Below are 19,215 nucleotides of genomic sequence, written 5' to 3' on the forward strand. Positions count from 1 at the left end.
CCAGGCCCCATTGCATCGACGGCTGCTTGCAACCAAGCCGCGGCAGACTCACGGTGGCCCTATTCCTCACTAGTCGCTTAAGGTGCCCGGCGCTGACTGCCACCGTAAGCGTCGTCATCATCAAGTAAAGCCATTTTCCCAACTGTTTCATCATCATGCATGCTGGACGATGCGCGCTGGGATTCCAGCTTGATACGCAGCCGCAACTCATTTTTGGAGTCCGCATTCCGCATGGCCTCTTCATAGGAGATCTTGCCCTCCTCGAAAAGCCTGAATAGCGCCATGTCGAAGGTCTGCATGCCCTGCTCGGCGGAGCGAGTCATCACCTCCTTAATCTTGCCAACCTCGCCTTTAAAAATGAGGTCGGAGACCAGTGGCGAGTTCAGCAGCACCTCCACTGCCGCGACTCGGCCACCATCTTCACGACGCAACAAGCGCTGAGAAATGATGGACTTAAGGTTCAATGACAGGTCCATGAGCAACTGCTCACGCTTTTCTTCGGAGAAGAAATTGATAATCCGATCCAAAGCTTGGTTGGAGCTGTTGGCGTGCAAGGTGGCCAACGTCAGGTGCCCAGTCTCGGCAAAATTAATCGCGTGCTCCATGGTTTCTTTGCTGCGAATTTCCCCGATAAGGATCACATCTGGGGCTTGTCTCAGCGTGTTTTTGAGCGCCGCATCCCAGGACTCGGTATCCACTCCCACTTCCCGTTGGGTGACGATACAACCGTCATGCGGGTGCACATACTCCACCGGATCTTCAATGGTGATGATGTGCCCGCGGCTTTGCTTATTACGCAGGCCCAACATCGCAGCCAAGGAGGTGGACTTCCCCGAGCCGGTCCCGCCCACCATGAGGATCAGACCCCGCTTTTCCATCACAACCTGACCCAAAACCGCAGGGAGCTGCAGTTTGTTGAAGTCGGGTATCTCGGTCTCAATGGTGCGCAGTACAGCGCCAGCGTAGCCCTGCTGTACGAAGGCATTCACACGAAAGCGGCCCACGCCCTCTGGAGAGATGGCGAAGTTGCATTCGTTAGACTCTTCAAAGGTTTTGAGCTGGCGGTCGTTCATCAGACCACGAACCAAGGCCGCGGTTTGTTCTGCGCTCAAGGCCTTGTCCATCACCGGCGTCATTTGCCCGTCGATTTTCATGGCCGGCGGAAAGCCCTTGGTAATGAACAAATCCGAGGCGTTGCGATCCTTCATCACCTTCAGCAACTGCTGAATCAGACGGATAGCGGCTTCTCTTTGCATTACAGGCCCCTAAAGCAACGGCTTTCAGATTAAAGGAAATCGGCCTTGTTGGCCGCTTTGAGGCGGGCCATGTCTTTGGTGACTACGCCGCGCCGAACAAGGTCTTGCAGGTTTTGATCCAAGGTTTGCATTCCATCGCGCTGCCCGGTTTGAATGGCCGAGTACATCTGCGCCACTTTGTTCTCGCGAATCAGGTTTCGGATGGCCGGGTTGCCGAGCATGATTTCATGCGCTGCGACGCGTCCGCCGCCCACCTTTTTCAACAAGGTTTGGGAGATGACGGCGCGCAAGGACTCCGAGAGCATGGAGCGGACCATTTCTTTTTCAGCGGCGGGGAACACGTCCACCACACGGTCGATGGTTTTGGCAGCGCTAGACGTGTGTAGGGTGCCAAAAACCAAATGTCCGGTTTCCGCCGCAGATAATGCGAGGCGGATGGTTTCCAGGTCGCGCATCTCACCCACCAGGATGACGTCCGGATCTTCCCGCAAAGCACTCCGCAAAGCCTCATTAAAACCGAGTGTGTCGCGGTGGACCTCACGCTGGTTGATCAAACAGCGCTTGCTGGTGTGCACAAATTCGATGGGGTCTTCCACCGTGAGCACATGGGCATAGTGGTTTTCGTTCACGTAGTTGATCATGGCCGCCAAGGTGGTCGACTTACCCGACCCGGTAGGACCTGTGACCAGCACGATGCCGCGCGGGGTGTTCGCGATTTGCTCAAAGATTTTGGGCGCGTTGAGCTCCTCCAAAGTCAAAATCTTGGAGGGAATGGTGCGGAATACGCCGCCAGCACCCCGGTTTTGGTTAAAGGCGTTGACCCGGAACCGTGCCACTCCTGGAATTTCAAAAGAGAAGTCCGTTTCAAAATGCTCGTCATAAGCCTTTCGCTGCCGGTCATTCATGATGTCGTAGAGCATGTCATGCACTTCTTTATGCTCCAGCACCGGCAAGTTAATGCGACGCATGTCCCCGTCCACGCGAATCATGGGCTCAACACCGGCAGACAAGTGCAGGTCTGAGGCCCCTTGCTTAACGCCGAAAGTTAATAATTGCGCAATATCCATGAATTCAAAGGTCTCCGTAGCAAGATGTTGAGCCAGAACAGCAACGCAACGCTAGCGACTGCAGAGCATGCCAGCAAGCGGCATGCCGTGCTTGAGCAAATAGCAGCAGCCTGCGCGGCTGCCAAGCGCAGCCTTGATAGCGTCACCTTGCTAGCAGTGAGTAAAAAGCAGCCGGTCAGCGCCATTCGCGCTCACTATCAGCTAGGCCAGCGCGATTTTGGCGAAAATTATGTGCAGGAAGCTTTAAGCAAGATGCCCGAGCTACCCAATGATGTGGTTTGGCATCACATCGGGCCACTGCAGAGCAACAAAACCCGAGCTGTCGCCGAACACTTCGCCTGGTGCCATACGCTTTGCGGCCTCAAGATTGCCCAGCGTCTGTCAGCACAAAGACCTTCGGACATGGCGCCTTTACAGGTGTGTATTCAGGTGAATCTGGAAGGCGAGGCGAGCAAAAGCGGGCTGGACGCCACTGAGGCCATCGCTCTTGCCCAAGCTATTCAGGACCTTCCCGGCCTGCGTTTACGCGGACTGATGACGCTGCCCCCACCACAAACCGACCCAGCCATACAGCAACAGCAATTCGCCAAGGTGGAGAAGCTGCTGCAGCAGCTACCTGGCACCTGCGACACCCTGTCCATGGGCATGTCAGGAGATTTAGAGGCCGCCATTGCTGCGGGCAGCACTATGGTGCGTATTGGCACTGCGCTTTTCGGTCCTCGCCCTGAGGCTGCCTGAGCTTGTGTCTTCGACAATGCCGCCCACACGCTCCCATGGCTGGCAATCTCTGTAACAATAGGTGCCCTCGTTTACTGCTCTGCCCACGCATTCGATGACTACTCAAGACCAACGCAAACAAGCTGCCGCCGAGGCGGCACTGGAATATGTAGAAAGCGATATGGTTGTGGGCGTTGGCACCGGCTCCACCGTGAATTACTTCATTGAGGGCTTGGCCAAGCTAAAGGGTCGTATTGAGGGCGCCGTGAGTAGCTCGGAAGCCTCCACCAAAAAGCTACGTGAGGCCGGCATCGAGGTATTCGACCTCAACAGCGTGGGGCCCATCCCCCTCTATGTCGATGGAGCCGACGAATGCGACCCTCACCGGCGCCTGATCAAGGGCGGCGGGGGTGCATTAACCCGCGAAAAAATTGTTGCCGCTGCGAGCGACCGCTTTGTGTGCATCGTCGACCAAAGCAAATGCGTGCCAGTGCTCGGGGATTTTGGCGTGCCCGTCGAGGTGCTGCCGATGGCACGCTCCTTAGTGGGCCGAGCTTTGGTGGGGCTGGGCGGTTTGCCCGAGTGGCGGGAAGGCGTGGTCACCGATAATGGGGGACTCATTATCGACCTGCGCGGCCTGCGCATCTCTGACCCCTTGGCACTAGAGCGCGAAATCAATCAAATCACCGGAGTCATCAGCTGCGGCCTGTTCGCCGCACGCCCTGCCGATGTTTTATTGGTGGCTGGAGATCAGGGAGTGGAGCGACGCGACCGCTAAGCGCGCGGCGTCCAGCCGCTGCGGAGTGCCCACATCATTCCAGTAGCCAGTGTGCAGCTCCCCGCTGACCCGTCCAGCGTCAATAGCCTCGCGAAGCAAAGGCGCCAGTGCGAAGGCCTTCTCTTCAGGGGCATTTGCAAACAAAGACGGATGTAACACGCTCATGCCGGCAAAGGTGTAATCACGCTGGTTGCTGACGCGCCCATCGGTCAATCCAAAATCTCCTTGAGGATGATGGGCGGGGTTGGGCACTAAGACCAGATGGGCCAAGTCACCTTCCTTCCAGTTGCCGGCAGATTGGATTAAGCGCTGCAACGCAAAGTCAGTCAGTACATCCGCGTTAACCACTGCAAATAATCCATCGCCCAACAATGGCAAAGCCTGGCGGATGCCTCCGCCGGTCTCCAATCGCTGTTCCAGCTCCAGGCTAAACTCCACAGGCATGGCCAAGGGCCAATCTGCGACGGCTTGGCGAATCTGCTCTCCCAGCCAGGAGACGTTGATCACCGCTGCAGAAAAATCGGCAGCCTGCGCTTGCAGCAATACCCGCTGCAGCAGGCTACAGCCGCCGACATCCAGCAAGGGCTTGGGGCAGACATCGGTCAGCGGCGCCAACCTGGAGCCGCGACCAGCAGCCAGCACCATGATCCTCATAAGCTAAGCCGTGGAGTCCACAGCGGCAGGCTTTGGTGCAACCAGGCCACAGCGGAATGGGTAGCGTGGCGGCGGCACACCTGGCGAACATACTGCATGGTGCGCGGAATATCCTGCAGGTAACCCGCCTTACCGTCGCGCAGATACAGGCGTACAAAAATCCCGGCCACCTTGAGGTGACGCTGCAAGGCCATCAAATCACACGCCATGGCAAAGCGCGTAAAAGGCCAATCCTCTGAAAGCAGGCCTGATGCACTGGCAAAAGCGTGGTACTGGCGCAAACATTGCGCATAGTCTGCGCCAGACAAATCCCAGTAGCAGTCGCGGGTAATCGAGATCAGGTCGTAGCACAGCGAACCCCGCACAGCATCCTGAAAGTCAATGATCGCCAATCGGCCGTCATCCTGCGGCATCAAGTTACGGCTATGAAAATCGCGGTGCACTAAGGTGGTTGGGTGGCTTTGAATGTGCTCGATGAGCCAGGTACAAAGCCTCTCCCAACCCCGCTGATCTTCTGCGCTCCAAGGGGCTTTACAGGCCTGGCGCACATACCATTCCGGGAAAAGCTCCAGTTCGCGACGCAGCATATCGTCGGCGTAGTTCGGCACCGAAAGCGGCTGCCTCTGGTCGGCCAAATGCCAGTGCTTAAGCTCCTCCAGTGCCAGTTCGGCTGCCTTGAGAGGCGGGTAATGCGCCGCCTGAATATGATCCAGCAAGGTCTGCTGGCCGAGGTCCGAAAGCAGTAAAAAACCTTGTCGCAGATCCCGCTCACGAACTCGGGGGCCGGGCAATTGCAAGGCCTGCATCCAGTCCGCAACATGCACAAAGGGCTGGCAATCCTCATGCTCTGGAGGCGCATCCATCACAATATGAGATTGCTTTTGGCAATGCGTGCGAAAATAGCGGCGAAAACTGGCGTCGCTGGAGGCCGACTGAGGCGCTTCCGCATCGGGTAGTACCGTCGCCAGCCATTGCATCATCGCCTGCATCCGTCCGCCCGCGCTGTCGGATTCGTCCACGGATTTGGTTTAGATTGGGAAAAGCCGCCGCAGTTTACGCAATTGGAGTGTTATGCGCGGGAGTTTGCGCTCCGGCTGCTGCGCAAGTGTGTCCGGCCCCGGGTGGCCTGCTCGACCCTCTGGACCCCTCTGACATCTCGGCGGATACGCTCAGGCTGGAAGCTGGACGAGCCGACTTAGATGCTTATGGCGAGTCCTTCCTGGACGGCGGTGTACGGCTGCGTTTTGCCGACCAGGAGCTACGTAGCGAGAGCATTCGCTATGACCATCCACGCCGGTATGCCTGGATTGATAGCCCGCTGCAATTTCGCAGTCAGGATGCAGCCGTGGAGGCCGCACAAGCCGAAATTGCGCTGGACACCAATGCCGTGGACTTTGTGGATACGCAGTTTTTGTTAGCCGATGGCGCCCGCGGCGAGGCCGGACATATGGCCATCGACCCCAATGGGCTGAAGCTACAGGATGTGGCCTACTCCACCTGCGCAGGGGAAGATCCCGCCTGGGCGATTGAAGGCCGGGAAATACGCATTGACCGCGAGAAAGGCCGAGGCACCGCGCGCAATATCCGCCTGAAATTTTTCCGCGTCCCTTTGTTGTACTTACCCTGGTTTCAATTTCCGGTCAGCCCCGAGCGGCAGACTGGCCTGCTGTTCCCGCAAGTGGGAACCAGCGATGCCACAGGCTTTTTCACCCGATGGCCGCTCTACATCAATCTCCATCCACAGGCCGACCTGACATTGGCGCCGGAATACTTGAGTGAGCGCGGCCTGGTGCTGGGCGGGCAGGCGCGCGGATTGTGGTCACGTGGGCAAGCACAGCTCAACATTCGTCACCTAGATGAAGACAGCCGCAATGGGCTGGGCCGCACCCATGTTGAGGCAGAACTCGGAGCCCGACTGGGAAGCACTAGTCGAGCTGAGATCGACTGGGCCCGCGTCAGTGATATCGATTTCCTCCGCGATCTCGGGCTTGAGGGCGGTGACTCGGCCACCAATGTCTTAGAACAGCGCGTGGAGTTAAGTTGGCGCCCGGCTCCGGGAGTCAGGGCCCGAGCCCGGACCTTAGACTTCCAGATTCTGGACCCCGCCATTAGCTCTAATGTGTTTGCTCGCGAACCAGAGCTCAGCCTGGACTATCTCAGCCCTGAGCCCTGGTACGGGCTCCAGCCTGGACTCAGGATGGAGATGGTGCGCTTCAGTGATGGTAGCGACTCAACCACGAATCGACTCGACCTCAACGCCCGTCTGCGCTGGCAACAGCAAGGGCCTGGTTGGCAGGCTGACGCTCAATATGCATGGCGCGCCACCCGCTACGATCTTAGCGATGCACCCACCCAGGATCGTGAACTGCCTACCGTGCGCGCGGGGGTACAAATGGACTTGCGTCGGCGGCTGCAAAGTGGGCTAGTGCAATCCCTGCGCCCTCGACTGGATTACATCTACACCCCCTTTCGCGATCAATCCGAACTACCGCTCTTTGACACCAGCCTGCCCGACTTCACTCTGGACCAGCTACGTTTGGGCAACCGCTTTTCCGGCATTGACCGCATTAGTGACGAGAACAGCCTGATCCCATCCGTAGAAAGCATGCTGCTGGACCCGGTGAGCGGAATACGTCGGGCGCGACTCCGGCTGGGCTTACAACTCCGCCTCAGCGACAGCCGCGTCAGCTTGCCACAGGGCAACAGCAGCGAGGCTGGTAGCTCCGATTGGCTATTCGAGGTAGACATGGATGCTGCCAACGGGATTCGAGGACGGGCCTCGGGGCAGTACAATACCCAGGAGTCGCGTTTCGACGCCTTGAACATCGGCGGCCGTTTCATCGGCCAAGGCCAGCGCCGGGTGCAACTGGCGTATCGTTTCCGGCGTGAGCTGTTCGAGCAAGTCGATGCCTTGGCCGTATGGCCATTGGGCGGTCGCTGGACCGGGGCAGCTCGCTGGACCTGGGCTATCGACGAATCCCGCAGCCTGGAAACCTTAGCGGGTTTGTCGTATCAAAGCTGTTGTTGGGGCGCGACAGTTGGGTTGCGCCGTTTTGTAAATGGTTCAGCGGAAAATTTTGACACCGGGGTCTTTGTCCAACTGGCCTTCCAAGGGCTGGGCAACTTTGGCCGCGGTTTTGGCGAGCTGTTTAACAGCGAAGCCTTGAGCTTTTGAGTGAATACATGATGCGTTTAGTTTTGCTAGTCCTGATGATGTGTGCCACGCCCCTGGCGTGGGCCGAAGGACGGCCTGTGGATTACATCGTTGCAAAGGTCAACGATGACGTGATTTTGGCCAGCGAGTTGCGCAGCACCTACGACACCTTGGCCCGTCAATACGAGGCTCAAGGCAATCCCCTGCCGCCACTGGATAACATCGAGCGACAGTTACTCGACCGGATGATCCTCAACCGCGTGCAGTTGCAGCGTGCCGCGCAAGCCGGCATGGACGTCACCGAAGACGAGCTCGACCAAGCGATGCGACGCTTAGCAGCGCGCAACAACCTCAGCCTGAACGCCTTCGCTCGTGCACTGCGTGATGAGGGTTTGAGTTACCTGGAGCTCCGCCGGCAAGTTCGTGAAGACCTGATTTTGAATCGCCTGCGCAGCCGAGAGGTCGAAAGCCGGGTCGTGGTCAGCGAACGCGATGTGGAAACTGCGCTGAGCCTGGGCTTGGCCGATGACAATACCGAATACAAGCTCTCCCACATTTTGATTAACGTCCCCGACGATGCGGCCCCCAGTGAGCGGGCCGAGGCTTTGGCCCGGGCACGCAGCCTGCGCGAAGAACATGCTCAGGGTAAAAGCTTCCGCGACTTGGCCATTGCCAATTCAGCAGCGTCAACCGCCATTGATGGCGGAGAGTTGGGTTGGCGTAAAGGCACCGAACTCCCCAGCATTGTGGCGCAGGTAGCACCGCAGCTGGCTGTGGGTGAGGTCAGCGAACCTCTGGCTGGCCCTGGCGGCTGGCATTTATTCCGGCTGGATGACCAGCGCGGCATCGTGAACGAGCAAGCCCTCGTGGACGAGGTCAAGGCACGCCACATTTTGATGCGCTCCAACCCATTGCGCGACGATACCCAAACTCGGCTTGCTCTGGAGGAGGTCCGCGAACAAATTCGTGACGGCGCCGACTTTGAAGAACTGGCCAGGGAAAACTCGGAAGATCCAGGTTCGGTCAATCAGGGTGGCAATCTTGGCTGGCAACCCACCGCAACCTTTGACCCAGCATTTACTGAGGCGCTCAATGCCTTAGAACCAGGTGAGCTGAGCCCCGTCTTTCGCTCTAGCTTCGGCTGGCATATCGCCGAAGTCTTGGACCGGCGCCAACGTGATCGCAGTGACGATTTGCGCCGTGCCCAGGTCCGCGAAGCCATTTTTCGCCGCAAGGTAGGAGAAGAGTTTGAATCCTGGGCGCGCCGCCTTCGGGATGAGGCTTTTGTGGAGTACCAAACCGACCCTGGCAACGCTTAGTGGCTAGCGCAGTCATGTCCCTGAGCGCAGCATAGCGATGTCGGAGCAGGCTCAGGGCTATTTGTTGCATACGCCTGGCGAGCCCGGCGGTATTGGCTTGGAGTGTTTGCTCAAGCTCGCGCAACAGCCAAGCCCGGGTTGCCGGGTCGCGCTCACGGACCCGCAACTGTTATTACAAACCGCTCAGCGGCTCGGCTTAGACATTCGTCTGGACGACTGCCCCCAGCAACCACAGCCCACAGCGGCTGGGCAGCTATTTGTGGACCCACTACCGACGAAGACGCCAGCGGTGCCAGGTCAGTGCCTGACTGAACATGCCCCCATGCAGCTGGCGGCGTTGCAACGTGCGGTGGTGAGACTGGGAAAAACCAGGGCGGCAGCCTTAGTGACAGGTCCGGTGCAAAAATCGTCACTGGCGTCGGTCGCGGCGGATTTTCGCGGTCATACCGAGTTCTTGGCAGCAGCCGCGGGCGTAGAGCGCGTGGTCATGATGCTGGCCTGCTCCAGCCTGAAAGTGGCGCTGGTCACTACACATTTACCGCTTACCCAGGTGCCTCAGGCCATTCAGCGGGGAGACCTGCTGCGCTGCTTGGAGATCCTCCAGGGCGACCTGCAAAAACGCTGGGCCATCGACCGGCCGCGGATCGCCGTCTGCGGACTCAACCCGCATGCCGGTGAAGCCGGACTGTTAGGACATGAGGAGATTGAAACAATCCAACCTGCTCTGCGCGATGCTCAGGCTCTGGGCATAGATGTCAGTGGGCCCTGGCCGGCAGACACCATTTTCACACCGCGCAAAAGCGCCCACTATGACGCCATCCTGGCGATGTACCACGACCAAGGTTTACCCACACTGAAATACGCCGGTTTTGGCGAATCGGTGAACGTCACCTTAGGGCTGCCCTTTATTCGCACCTCCGTGGATCACGGTACGGGTCTAGATATTGCCGCGCAGGGTATTGCCGACCCCGGAAGCTTGCAGCACGCCGAGGCCTTGGCGTGGCAAATGCTCTGTGCACAGGCACGCCATGCATAAACCTCCGCGCAAGCGCTTCGGCCAAAACTTTCTCACCAATAGCGGCATCATCAGTCGGATCATCGAGGGTGTAGCGCCCCGCGAAGGCGAGCACATCGTGGAGATTGGGCCTGGGCGTGGCGCTTTGACCGAACATCTGGCCAGAAGTGGTGCCAAGCTCTCGGTGGTGGAGATTGACCGTGACCTGATCGCCGCGTTACCGCAACAGTCCTGGTGGGGTTCCCATTGTGAGCTGCATGCCGGAGATGCCCTCAAGCTGGACTTCCAGGCACTGCAGCCCCAACCTTTGCGCATCGTCGGCAACTTGCCCTACAACATCTCCACGCCGCTGCTCTTTCATTTACTGAGCGCCAGTGAGGCTGTGGCGGATATGCATCTGATGTTGCAAAAAGAAGTGGTGCAGCGCTTATGCGCCCGCCCCGGCACCGCAGCTTGGGGGCGCCTGTCGGTGGCAGCTCAATTGCGTGCACAGATGCAACTACTGCTGGATGTACCACCTCATGCATTTTTCCCGGCTCCCAAAGTGCAGTCACAGGTGGTTCGGGTGCAGCCGCGGCAGCCGCAACCCACACTGCCAAGCTCTTTGGATGGCTTACTTCGCGCTGCCTTCGGTGCCAGGCGCAAAACCTTGCGTAAGGCGCTCAGTGCCCAAGTGCGACCCGAGACATGGACCAAGGTAGACATTGATCCGGGGCGCCGTGCCGAAGTCTTAGAGCTGGAGGAATGGCTGAGCCTAGGGCGTGCAGTGGATGCAGCTGGATATACTGAAAGCTGAGCACCAAGGCATTGCCAGGAGACAAGCGGATGTACCACAAAATGTTGTGTTTACTCGGCCAGGGCCAGGACGCCGAGCGCGTACTACAGCGAGCCATGCAGGCTAGAGACCACTTTCAAGCGCAGCTGTACCTATTACGCGTGGTGGAGTTTGTCCCTGTGAGCGGTGCCGAAGATGCTATGTTGGCCACGCCATTAGTGGTCGCTGATGAAATGGAAGAGCAGGCCACACGGCACATGGAGCAAGCTGCTGCCAAAGCCGGCGTGGCACCAGATCACCGCCGCGTCGTGCAGGGCAGCCTCATGACCGAGGCCGCGCAGTGCGTACAGGATTGGAACATTGACCTCATCGTGCTTGGCAAACATGAGCGGCACGGCATGGCCTGCTGGTTTAACCACTCTGAAGACGATGTCCTCCACGGTAGCCGGTGTGACCTGCTCGCTGTGCACTTAGAGGACGCCTAGCCCGAGCGCAAGGTGTCGCGAATGAGCGCAAGCGCTGACTGAAGCCAATGGCGAGCGCTACGGTTTATTCGGCAACCGCCGGGCGACTCGGTGGCTCGATTTTCAGCCCCCCACCCTGAGCAATCATTTCCACCAATGCGGCATTCGCCGTCGATAAGCACATATCGACACGTTGGTGGAGTGGGCCAACCCCCATAGCCAACTCGGGTTTCATCAAGCCTGAGGCAATTTCAACCGGCGCCGACAAAGTGGTCAGGGCCTCATCCAATGCCGGGGGCAGAGTATCGAAAAGCAGCATATAGGTAGCCCCACTCCAACGCGCGCAAAAACGGCTTTGCGGGAAAATTTCTACCAGTCTTTCGGCCACTGTGGCGATCACCACATCCCCTTGCTCAAAGCCCTCGCGGATGTTGATGGGGGCCAAGTCCAGAATACTGACCAAACCCACCCAGTAGTCCTGATGATCTCGAGCCGCCCGCGCCAGTTCCTCTAAAGCCGCCGAGCGATTCGGCAGGCGCGACAAGCTGTCATGGCGCGTCATCCATGCGAGGCGGTTCTCAGCCGCCCGCAAGGCCGTGACATCGTGAGCCAGCAGCATCAGTACCGGGGGTTCCTCTTCCCGCGAGCAGGTGAGGCTCAAAGCGACTGGATAACTACTATGGTCTTGCCGCTTGAACATGGTGTTGAGACGGAGCTCACGCTGTTCACCACCACGCAGCGCCGCCAGCTGGGGGTCGGTTCGACCAGCGTCCAGCTCTGGCGCCAGGTGAAACAGAGTCATCCGTCGCAGCTGCGCCAAGGTATAACCTAGGTTTTCTTGGGCGCCACGGTTTGCCTCACGCACGTAGAGGGAGCGGGCATCCAGGATCAGTACCTCTTCAGCAGTCTGATCAAACAGTCGGCCCAGGCGCGACTGAGCGGCCAAGGTCTGCAGAGCCTCAGTCTGATCTTCAACCAAGACCAGCAGCCCACCGCTATGGTCAGCCAAATCCTCAACCTTGAGATTCACCGGAAAGGTGGTGGCATCCTTACGCCAGCCAACCACCTTTGGCAAAGCGGTTCCGGTTTCAGCCCCTTGCCCTCGATAATCCTGTAGCTGGATGTCGGGCTGGTTTAGGAAGGGTACCGGCATCAGCTTGGTAATTTCCTCGCCTTCAAGCTCACCCGGCGCCCAGGCGAACAGCCGCTCTGCAGTGAGATTGCTCAGCCGCACCCGGCCATCGGTATCGGTGACCAGCACGCCCACCGGCAAGACATCCAGAATATGCCCCAACAAGGCGCTCCGTTGGCCCAGTTCCTGCGCGGCCCCATGCCGCGAGCTGACATCTACCAGAACCAAGCGCCAGCCCTGCGCTGCGGCGGGCACCCGCAGCATGGCAACCACTTTAGACGCGCTGGGTAAACCCCACTCCTCCCGGCTGAGCTGCCCTATGGTTAACTGGTCCCAGGGCGACTCTACGCGACGCCCCTGACCATCACATACGCTCAGCACCTGCTCGAGTCGCTGGCCGCGCAGAGTGCTCAAATTGCGCCCCACCCAGGAGCAAAACACCGCGTTGGCGTCCAGCACCCGCGCATCGTCGTCCACATGGACCATCGCTAGATCCGCAGCGTCCAAATCCTGGTACGCCGACTCGGACTGGAATGTGGGTGCCACCTGTGGGGCCTGCGGCGGCAGCCAGGCTGGTGCTGTGGATAGCCTCGCTGGCCGCCATTTCGCGAGTTGATGCCAGGCCAAGAGCATGAACGCACTCCATGCCACACCTAAAGCAACCCAGAGCCAAGCCACACTGGGACTGGCTCCCCGCCAATAGTGCACCTCGGCCCCACTGCGCGGCTCAACCCAGCGCTGAGGCTGACCCCACCAGCCCCGCAAGACTCCTGGCACTTGCTGCCAAGCGGCCAGGATCCGCCCGGCTCGATCTCGAATCTCCAAGCCACGCAGACTCAAACGACCACCCAGTTGAGCCAAATCTTGGGTGCTCAGCTGGGTGAGCGCTTCGGCTTGCAGTTGACGCTGCAACTCCAACTCGCCCAGGTCGCGACCACGCCAACGGGCATCCAAGCCCAGGGAGATCGTCAGCAACCCCGGAATGACGGCGAATAAGAGGGCAAAGCGAGGAAGAAGCACGCGCGGTATCAGTGTTCTGTCTCAGGGCAGTATGCCTAGGCTGAGAGGGCGATGCATCAGCCTAAGCTCAGCGCCCAAGCACGAGCTAATTTGAGGCAATCAACTGTGGCGGGGGAACATCAAATTGAACGACGACAATATCGGCCCCTCCGGGATGAATCCCGAGTGTTCCCAGCAAGGGGTTGAGTAAAGCCAAGTCCAGGCCCCGCAAAACCGAACTTAAGGCTGGCTCCACTTGTGCCAACAGTGTGGTCAGGGTTGGGCTTAGGGCCTGATTGACCACGCCTTCAGCCACGCCGCCTACGACCGGCACATCCACTTCCAGGCGTAGCTCCAATGACTCAACCAGAGTATCCAAGGCAGTGGCCACAGACTGCCCCAGGGAAGAATGCACGGTCCAGGTATTCGCGCCGATGAGAGTAGGGTCGGTCGCAGAGAATGGGCTGGTGAAGGTATGCGGGCCATGGCGCCCACCATTGCCAATCACAGCCTCGCCGGAGGCAAAGACTTGTACGCCGACGGTGCCAACAATGGGCAAATTATCGATCTGTAAGGAGAGTATTGGTTGGGTCTCGTCTATTCGCAGTCGCGATATCTGGGTCTCTGCTTCCAACACCACGCGGCTTTCCGGGTCATCCGCATTGGCGCAAAAGGTATCCACCAAAATGGCTTCAGCCTCGGCTGCGGTGAGGACCAAGGGCAGGCTCACATCGACGATTTCGTCCAAGGTGCCCACCTTCAAATTCAGATCTAATCCCAAACTGGCTTGCTGGTTTTGGGCGCGGGTGACAAATGAGCCACCCTCATCACGGAGTACCGGACCAATACCTATAGAGGGCCGCTGCAGTAGGGCGACATCGACAATGACCTCTACCAAGTTGGGAATTTCCACCTCTGGAGTGATGGAAAACACCGGATTGGCTTGGACCACGGCATTGCGGACTAGGTCGAAGGTCATGACCCGGGCATTTTGAGCTGACTCAGGCAAGTCATCAGGTAAGCCAGCAAGCTCTGCAACCGTACTTGCCGGAGTGTTGTCTGCCACCGCAGCCATACTATTGATGAGGGTCGCGGTGGCCGCATCGCCCACATTGATCAAAGTGTCTGCCAGCAGCTGCAAAAAGCCCGGCAGGGTGATGGATTCGGTGAGGAAATCGAGTAACGAGGGTTGATTAGCCGCAGCGGCCAGATCACCCAAATCGATGAAACTCTCCGCCAAACCTTGATAACTCACAATATCGCCGATGATAGGGCCGCCCAAGGCCGAACTAAAGATATCGTTGAGTAAATCGAGTTGAGGAGGATCCACACTGGCGAGAAATGAGCCCACAGTAAAGGTCACTAGAGGCGAGCGCACCGCCTGTGCTTGACCGCGAACAGAAGCTTGATTTTGGCGTGGAAGGATGGGGACGATCTGTGGGGGCAGCGGGCGTTCAACCTCCACAGAGACCGCATTGGCGTTGACCCCAGAGGTGGGTACAAAAACCCGTTGAGCACCGCGCAGCTGTTGGGCTCCGACTTGAGTATTCACCAGAGTCAAACCGGGCTGGGCATTGCGGGCCAAACTGGCGGCTGCAGCAGCCTGCGCCAGTTGCAAGCGGGTGTCCGCATCAGCTGGACTCACGCAGCCGCCAGCAGCGGAAGCCGTATCCAATGCCACGAGCTCAGCATTGGTGCGCGCATCAACGCGAGCCGAGTAGAGCAAGCCCAGCTCAATCGCAAAGCCCAGAGCCGTAATCAGCGCCAACAAGCTCACCGCCAGCAGTATGGCCGCGACACCACGCTGATTCCCAGGCCGCGAGTGCGACCAGCCTTGTTTTGGCCGAAGCGGCATCAGCGCTGGCCGCCTCCGCCACCAGCGTTATTGACGGAGTCGCGTTGGAAGGTTTCGGGGATTTCTCGACCAAAGCTTTCTACGTAGCGCTTCCAAGTTTGCGCCGCCCGTTCGCCGCTGATGACCTGGTCTGAACTGAGATCTTGGGACTTTTGCAAATCCAACCAAGCTTGGGTTTCAGCACCCGAACCGGGTCGTTGCGCCCACACCGCACTCACCGCTGTAAGGGACATTACACTGGCAAGGCACAAGGGCTTAAGAAGCAGATGGGTCATCGGAGACTCCTGTAGGGGCAGCGAGCAGTTCTGCCTTTCGTTCGACCATGGTAGCGCGCAATTGTTCGTACTGGCGCTGGTGTTGCTGACGTTCTGCCGGGGTGAAGCCCTGAACCTGCATCATGCGCTCCACCTCATCATGACGGCCCAGTGCTGCCTCGCAAAGCAACAAATTGGCAATGATGCGTGCCTGCTGGGGGTCAAGTTCATGCGCCGTACGCAAATGTCGGCAGGCGTCGAGTACGCGGCCACCCAAGAGCAAGGCATACCCGAGGTCATTGCGGATGGCAGCGTCCGTAGGCCGCTGTTCCAAGGCGTTATTGTAGGCCTGCAGGGCCTTGCGCAAATCGGTAGGGGTATAAATGCGGCCTAGACCGTGCCAGGCCTGTCCGGCCAGGGTGGTTTGCAGTAACTGTGTGTAATCGGCGGAAGCTTCACCCAGTTCACCGATGCGGTAATGAGCCTCGGCCCGCAGCAAACGCTGATCCGCAGTGAGCTTGCCTTGCTGGCGGCGCAACTCCTCCAAGTGAGCCAAGGCCGCATGGCTACGTCCCTGGGCGAGCATGTCGTGCACCAATTCGCCGTGCAGAACCCGTTGCTGCGCAGGTCGGGCCAGATCCTCCACATTGCGGGGCGCCATGGTGCATGCCGTCAGCAGCCCCAACAAGACCCCACATAACGACACTGAGCTGCGCATTAACTTCCTCCTCCCAAAGCCGCCATGATGGCCAAAAAGGCGGGCCCGGCAACGAATACCAATAAGGCCGGAAAGAAGAACAGCACCATCACGACCGTCATCCGCCCCGATAAGGCGCTGACCCGCTCGCGCAGGCTGAGCTCGCGTCGCTTCTCCACGAGTTCTAAGACATCCATCAAGGGGACTCGCAGCTCTCCCCCATAGCGATCGACTTGCTGCAGCACGGACAGCACGCTGGACAGTTCCGTGACCTCCAGAGCCTGCGAGGTGTTACGGATGACCTCCGAGACCTCGGCCCCAGACTCCAACTGACGCAGGACTGCGGCTAGCTCCTGGCTGGACTCCGGCAGCACCAAATCTCCTTCGGTGGTTAAGGTCAGCAGCGCTTGGCGTAAGGACAAACCAGCATCGAACAACAAGGCCAGCAAGTGGATCAGCATCGGGACTTCCCCGCGCAGCTTGGCCTGACGATGCTTGGCGCGCCGGCGTAAGCTCCAACGTGGCGCGAGCAAGGCTACGGTGAGCAGCACGAAGCCAATCAGCACACGCTCTAAGGCGCTGCCGTCGAGCAAGCCAAAAAACACAGCAGCAGACCAACCAACGATGGCCAGCAGCGGCAGGGCTACCTGAGCAACAAAGTAGGGAAGCCGCGTACGCGGGTTGCGCATGCCTGCTTGCAGCAATAGCCGTTCGGTTTCGCCGTGCTCGTCGAAGAGGCGATCAATGTGCTGGCCTTGCTTGGCAAGCCGCCCCCAAAAGGCCGAGACTCCGGCGCTCTCTTGCGCTGAGCCCGAGGTTGCGGCAAAGCGCTGCTGCAGCGTTTCGCGCTGCATTTGTTGGCTGATAAGAACCACGCCTAGTACCAGCCCCACCAGCAAGCAGACGACGGCAGCGGCAACCAAAAAAGCCGGGCTCATCCCTCGTCCTGCCCGGCGCGCTGGAGCATGCGCCAAATAATGATCACACCGAGCACCTGCATCACACCTGCTATGAAGAGCAAGCTGCGGCCGGCTGGGTCAAACCACATTTCCAGATAGTAGGCTGGGTTCTGCGCCAAGATGTACAACATCATCCCTGTGGGAACAATGGCCAGCACCACCGCCGACACCCGAGTCTCGGCAGTGAGCGCTCGCATTTCACGGCGCGCGGCATCCTGCTGATGGATGGCTCCAACGAGGCTTTTGAAGATGCGTTTCAGGCTTCCGCCAAAACGCCGATTAATCCGAATGGCCAGCGCCATGACCTGAAGCTCGCGCAAGCCGGATAGATAGGCCACCTCGGTGAGAGTCTCATCAATAGCAGCACCCAATCGCACCTGGCGAGTCACCCCGCTGAAGATGTGCACCAGAGGCTCAGGGCAGTCTTGCGTTGCCACCGCCAGAGCCTCTTCCAGCGCATTACCAGCATTGAGCACACGCATCATATGCTCCAGAAAACCCGGCAGCTGCTCGCGCATTTTGTTCTGCCGGGAGGCCTCTCTGGCCATCACCCAACCCAGCAAAGCCAGCAACACAACGACCAAGCCCATCAAGGCCAGCACCCAGCTAAATAGCAATGCCAGCAGTGCCAAACCTACGGCTGCACACAACAAACTAGGCCTTAACCAGCCCGGCAACTGCTCTGGCGCCATGCCAGCGCGCAGCATGAAACCCTGCAGCGTACGGGTGAGCACATCGCCCTCGCTGCGTATACTGCGCGGCGCATCGTCCTGCCCTAGCCTGTGACCCAGGTAAAAGCTTTGCTCACGTTCGACCTGCCGAGCCCGCCACAAGAGCGCCCCTGCAGCGAAGAGCAGCAGCGTACATAAGGCCACCAGGACGCCCATGATCATGCGCGCAGGTCCTCAAATTGTTGGGTGTCGGGGTTGTATCGAATGACCGGTGTCAAAACGAGCTCACCCTGGCCGTGGGTAATTTGAGCCACCTCAGCCAGACGCCGAGCGCCACTAGGCAGACGCACAAGCTGGACCAACAAATCGATTGCAGACGCAATTTGCCGATGCAAATTGGCCGTATCACCGGCAAAACCGGCAAAGCCTGCGAGCAGTTCCAAGCGATGAATGGCGTCTTGAGGAGAGTTTGCGTGCAAGGTCGTCATGGACCCCTCATGGCCGGTGTTCATGGCCTGCAGCATGTCCAAGACCTCATTGGAACGCACTTCGCCCAGAACGATGCGATCCGGGCGCATGCGCAGCGCATTGCGAACTAAATCACGTGCGGTGATCTCTCCATCGCCTTCTAAGTTTGGGGGGCGAGTCTCCATGCGCACTACATGCGGGTGCTCCAAACGCAGCTCAGCCGCATCCTCAACGGTAATCACCCGTTCGCTGGTACTGATCCAGCGTGAGAGCATATTCAAAATCGTGGTTTTGCCGGTGCCCGTACCACCAACCACGATCATGCTGCGCCGACCAGCGACCGCCTCTTGCAAGAAGTCCGCACTGCGCTGATCCAGCGTACCCAAGCGGATCAACTCATCAACCAGTAACGGCTTCGCCCGGAACTTACGAATCGAAATACACGGCCCATCTAAGGCCACCGGGGCGATGACGGCATTCACGCGACTGCCATCCGGCAGGCGGGCATCGACCATGGGGGTGCTTTCGTCTATGCGCCGGCCAATCGGCGCCAAGATGCGGCGGATGATGCGCAGGACATGCTCATCATCGACAAACACAGCGGCTGTTTGCTCCAGTTTTCCGCGGCGCTCTACAAAAACCCGCTGTGGGCCGTTGACCACGATATCGTCCACGGTGGGGTCATCGATCAAATCTTGTAATGGGCCAAAACCGATGAGTTCATCTTGAACATCATCCACCAGCTGGCGCATTTCCGAACTGTTAACCGCAAGCCGCTCACGGGTAACTTCAGCTTGAATTTCCGTCGAGATCCAGCGCCTCAGCTGCGCTGCGGTCCAGTCATCGATACGTAAGTTGTCGGTTTCTAGACGGGCAATCAATGCCCGATGCAGGCGGGCCTTATGTTCTACGTACTGACGACTGACAGTCTGTTGTCCGGCCCGTTTGCGGTTAGTGATAATTTCGGCCACGCCATGCCCC

At 58.9% G+C, this 19,215-nt stretch carries 18 protein-coding genes; 7 read left to right on the forward strand and 11 right to left on the reverse strand.

The genetic code is table 11. From position 1 onward, the window contains the following. Positions 1-77 precede the first annotated feature (77 nt). Positions 78-1,256 (reverse strand): PilT/PilU family type 4a pilus ATPase, encoded by a 1,179-nt coding sequence (locus KI787_04470; protein MBV6629191.1) that lies wholly within the window; start codon positions 1,254-1,256, stop codon positions 78-80. A gap of 29 nt (positions 1,257-1,285) precedes the next feature. Continuing rightward, on the reverse strand, positions 1,286-2,323 hold the full coding sequence (locus tag KI787_04475; protein MBV6629192.1) for a type IV pilus twitching motility protein PilT: 1,038 nt from the start codon (positions 2,321-2,323) through the stop codon (positions 1,286-1,288). A gap of 24 nt (positions 2,324-2,347) precedes the next feature. Between KI787_04475 and KI787_04480 the strand changes: the two genes are divergently transcribed. Then, positions 2,348-3,061, forward strand: coding sequence for a YggS family pyridoxal phosphate-dependent enzyme (locus KI787_04480; protein ID MBV6629193.1), 714 nt, complete (start codon positions 2,348-2,350; stop codon positions 3,059-3,061). A gap of 94 nt (positions 3,062-3,155) precedes the next feature. Continuing rightward, positions 3,156-3,818, forward strand: a complete 663-nt coding sequence (rpiA, locus tag KI787_04485; protein MBV6629194.1) for a ribose-5-phosphate isomerase RpiA — start codon at positions 3,156-3,158, stop codon at positions 3,816-3,818. On the opposite strand, the gene KI787_04490 is transcribed toward rpiA, so the two are convergent. Next, positions 3,774-4,472, reverse strand: a complete 699-nt coding sequence (locus KI787_04490; protein ID MBV6629195.1) for a nucleotidyltransferase family protein — start codon at positions 4,470-4,472, stop codon at positions 3,774-3,776. The two genes, rpiA and KI787_04490, sit on opposite strands and share 45 nt — an antisense overlap. Continuing rightward, positions 4,469-5,452, reverse strand: coding sequence for a phosphotransferase (locus KI787_04495; GenBank protein ID MBV6629196.1), 984 nt, complete (start codon positions 5,450-5,452; stop codon positions 4,469-4,471). The genes KI787_04490 and KI787_04495 overlap by 4 nt, the downstream gene beginning before the upstream one ends. A gap of 125 nt (positions 5,453-5,577) precedes the next feature. Between KI787_04495 and KI787_04500 the strand changes: the two genes are divergently transcribed. From KI787_04500 to KI787_04520, 5 genes are read left to right on the forward strand one after another with little or no spacing between them, the layout of a single operon-like run. Next, the gene (locus tag KI787_04500; protein ID MBV6629197.1) at positions 5,578-7,647 is read left to right on the forward strand and encodes an LPS-assembly protein LptD; all 2,070 of its coding nucleotides are present in this window, start codon (positions 5,578-5,580) and stop codon (positions 7,645-7,647) included. Positions 7,648-7,655: 8 nt separating this feature from the next. After that, positions 7,656-8,945: a peptidylprolyl isomerase gene (locus KI787_04505; protein ID MBV6629198.1), complete on the forward strand. Its 1,290-nt coding sequence runs from the start codon at positions 7,656-7,658 to the stop codon at positions 8,943-8,945. Between the two features lie 37 nt (positions 8,946-8,982). After that, positions 8,983-9,981, forward strand: a complete 999-nt coding sequence (gene pdxA, locus KI787_04510) for a 4-hydroxythreonine-4-phosphate dehydrogenase PdxA (GenBank protein ID MBV6629199.1) — start codon at positions 8,983-8,985, stop codon at positions 9,979-9,981. Next, complete coding sequence (rsmA, locus tag KI787_04515) at positions 9,974-10,756, forward strand: 16S rRNA (adenine(1518)-N(6)/adenine(1519)-N(6))-dimethyltransferase RsmA (protein ID MBV6629200.1); 783 nt, start codon at positions 9,974-9,976, stop codon at positions 10,754-10,756. Before pdxA ends, rsmA begins: the two co-directional genes overlap by 8 nt. Positions 10,757-10,785: 29 nt before the next feature. After that, positions 10,786-11,220, forward strand: a complete 435-nt coding sequence (locus KI787_04520; GenBank protein ID MBV6629201.1) for a universal stress protein — start codon at positions 10,786-10,788, stop codon at positions 11,218-11,220. Between the two features lie 64 nt (positions 11,221-11,284). Here KI787_04520 and KI787_04525 read toward each other — a convergent pair whose 3' ends face one another. The 7 genes from KI787_04525 to KI787_04555 all read right to left on the reverse strand — a co-directional run bounded on the left by KI787_04525 (position 11,285) and on the right by KI787_04555 (position 19,205). Continuing rightward, the gene (locus tag KI787_04525; GenBank protein MBV6629202.1) at positions 11,285-13,351 is read right to left on the reverse strand and encodes a PAS domain S-box protein; all 2,067 of its coding nucleotides are present in this window, start codon (positions 13,349-13,351) and stop codon (positions 11,285-11,287) included. A gap of 85 nt (positions 13,352-13,436) precedes the next feature. Further along, positions 13,437-15,185 carry a hypothetical protein gene (locus KI787_04530; protein ID MBV6629203.1) on the reverse strand — a complete coding sequence of 583 codons (1,749 nt, stop codon included), beginning with the start codon at positions 15,183-15,185 and terminating at the stop codon, positions 13,437-13,439. Beyond that, the gene (locus KI787_04535) at positions 15,185-15,460 is read right to left on the reverse strand and encodes a DUF3613 domain-containing protein (protein MBV6629204.1); all 276 of its coding nucleotides are present in this window, start codon (positions 15,458-15,460) and stop codon (positions 15,185-15,187) included. Before KI787_04535 ends, KI787_04530 begins: the two co-directional genes overlap by 1 nt. Beyond that, the gene (locus tag KI787_04540; protein ID MBV6629205.1) at positions 15,441-16,157 is read right to left on the reverse strand and encodes a hypothetical protein; all 717 of its coding nucleotides are present in this window, start codon (positions 16,155-16,157) and stop codon (positions 15,441-15,443) included. The genes KI787_04535 and KI787_04540 overlap by 20 nt, the downstream gene beginning before the upstream one ends. Further along, positions 16,157-17,074 (reverse strand): type II secretion system F family protein, encoded by a 918-nt coding sequence (locus tag KI787_04545; protein ID MBV6629206.1) that lies wholly within the window; start codon positions 17,072-17,074, stop codon positions 16,157-16,159. The genes KI787_04540 and KI787_04545 overlap by 1 nt, the downstream gene beginning before the upstream one ends. Next, a complete protein-coding gene (locus tag KI787_04550; protein MBV6629207.1) occupies positions 17,071-17,988 on the reverse strand; it encodes a type II secretion system F family protein in 918 nt (305 codons plus the stop codon). The genes KI787_04545 and KI787_04550 overlap by 4 nt, the downstream gene beginning before the upstream one ends. Further along, positions 17,985-19,205, reverse strand: coding sequence for a CpaF family protein (locus KI787_04555; protein MBV6629208.1), 1,221 nt, complete (start codon positions 19,203-19,205; stop codon positions 17,985-17,987). The genes KI787_04550 and KI787_04555 overlap by 4 nt, the downstream gene beginning before the upstream one ends. Between the last annotated feature and the right edge of the window lie 10 nt (positions 19,206-19,215).

The sequence above is a fragment of the Oceanococcus sp. HetDA_MAG_MS8 genome, assembly GCA_019192445.1.
In the GTDB taxonomy this organism is placed as follows: Bacteria; Pseudomonadota; Gammaproteobacteria; order Nevskiales; family Oceanococcaceae; genus MS8.

What these genes read in the sequence shown, in the direction of transcription:
- KI787_04535 (MBV6629204.1), bottom strand. Translation starts at nt 15,460, where the DNA reads ATGACCCATCTGCTTCTTAAGCCCTTGTGCCTTGCCAGTGTAATGTCC.
- rpiA (MBV6629194.1), top strand. Translation starts at nt 3,156, where the DNA reads ATGACTACTCAAGACCAACGCAAACAAGCTGCCGCCGAGGCGGCACTG.
- rsmA (MBV6629200.1), top strand. Translation starts at nt 9,974, where the DNA reads ATGCATAAACCTCCGCGCAAGCGCTTCGGCCAAAACTTTCTCACCAAT.
- KI787_04550 (MBV6629207.1), bottom strand. Translation starts at nt 17,988, where the DNA reads ATGATCATGGGCGTCCTGGTGGCCTTATGTACGCTGCTGCTCTTCGCT.
- KI787_04505 (MBV6629198.1), top strand. Translation starts at nt 7,656, where the DNA reads ATGATGCGTTTAGTTTTGCTAGTCCTGATGATGTGTGCCACGCCCCTG.
- KI787_04470 (MBV6629191.1), bottom strand. Translation starts at nt 1,256, where the DNA reads ATGCAAAGAGAAGCCGCTATCCGTCTGATTCAGCAGTTGCTGAAGGTG.
- KI787_04490 (MBV6629195.1), bottom strand. Translation starts at nt 4,472, where the DNA reads ATGAGGATCATGGTGCTGGCTGCTGGTCGCGGCTCCAGGTTGGCGCCG.
- KI787_04540 (MBV6629205.1), bottom strand. Translation starts at nt 16,157, where the DNA reads ATGCGCAGCTCAGTGTCGTTATGTGGGGTCTTGTTGGGGCTGCTGACG.
- KI787_04530 (MBV6629203.1), bottom strand. Translation starts at nt 15,185, where the DNA reads ATGCCGCTTCGGCCAAAACAAGGCTGGTCGCACTCGCGGCCTGGGAAT.
- KI787_04545 (MBV6629206.1), bottom strand. Translation starts at nt 17,074, where the DNA reads ATGAGCCCGGCTTTTTTGGTTGCCGCTGCCGTCGTCTGCTTGCTGGTG.
- KI787_04520 (MBV6629201.1), top strand. Translation starts at nt 10,786, where the DNA reads ATGTACCACAAAATGTTGTGTTTACTCGGCCAGGGCCAGGACGCCGAG.
- KI787_04495 (MBV6629196.1), bottom strand. Translation starts at nt 5,452, where the DNA reads ATGATGCAATGGCTGGCGACGGTACTACCCGATGCGGAAGCGCCTCAG.
- KI787_04475 (MBV6629192.1), bottom strand. Translation starts at nt 2,323, where the DNA reads ATGGATATTGCGCAATTATTAACTTTCGGCGTTAAGCAAGGGGCCTCA.
- pdxA (MBV6629199.1), top strand. Translation starts at nt 8,983, where the DNA reads ATGTCGGAGCAGGCTCAGGGCTATTTGTTGCATACGCCTGGCGAGCCC.
- KI787_04480 (MBV6629193.1), top strand. Translation starts at nt 2,348, where the DNA reads ATGTTGAGCCAGAACAGCAACGCAACGCTAGCGACTGCAGAGCATGCC.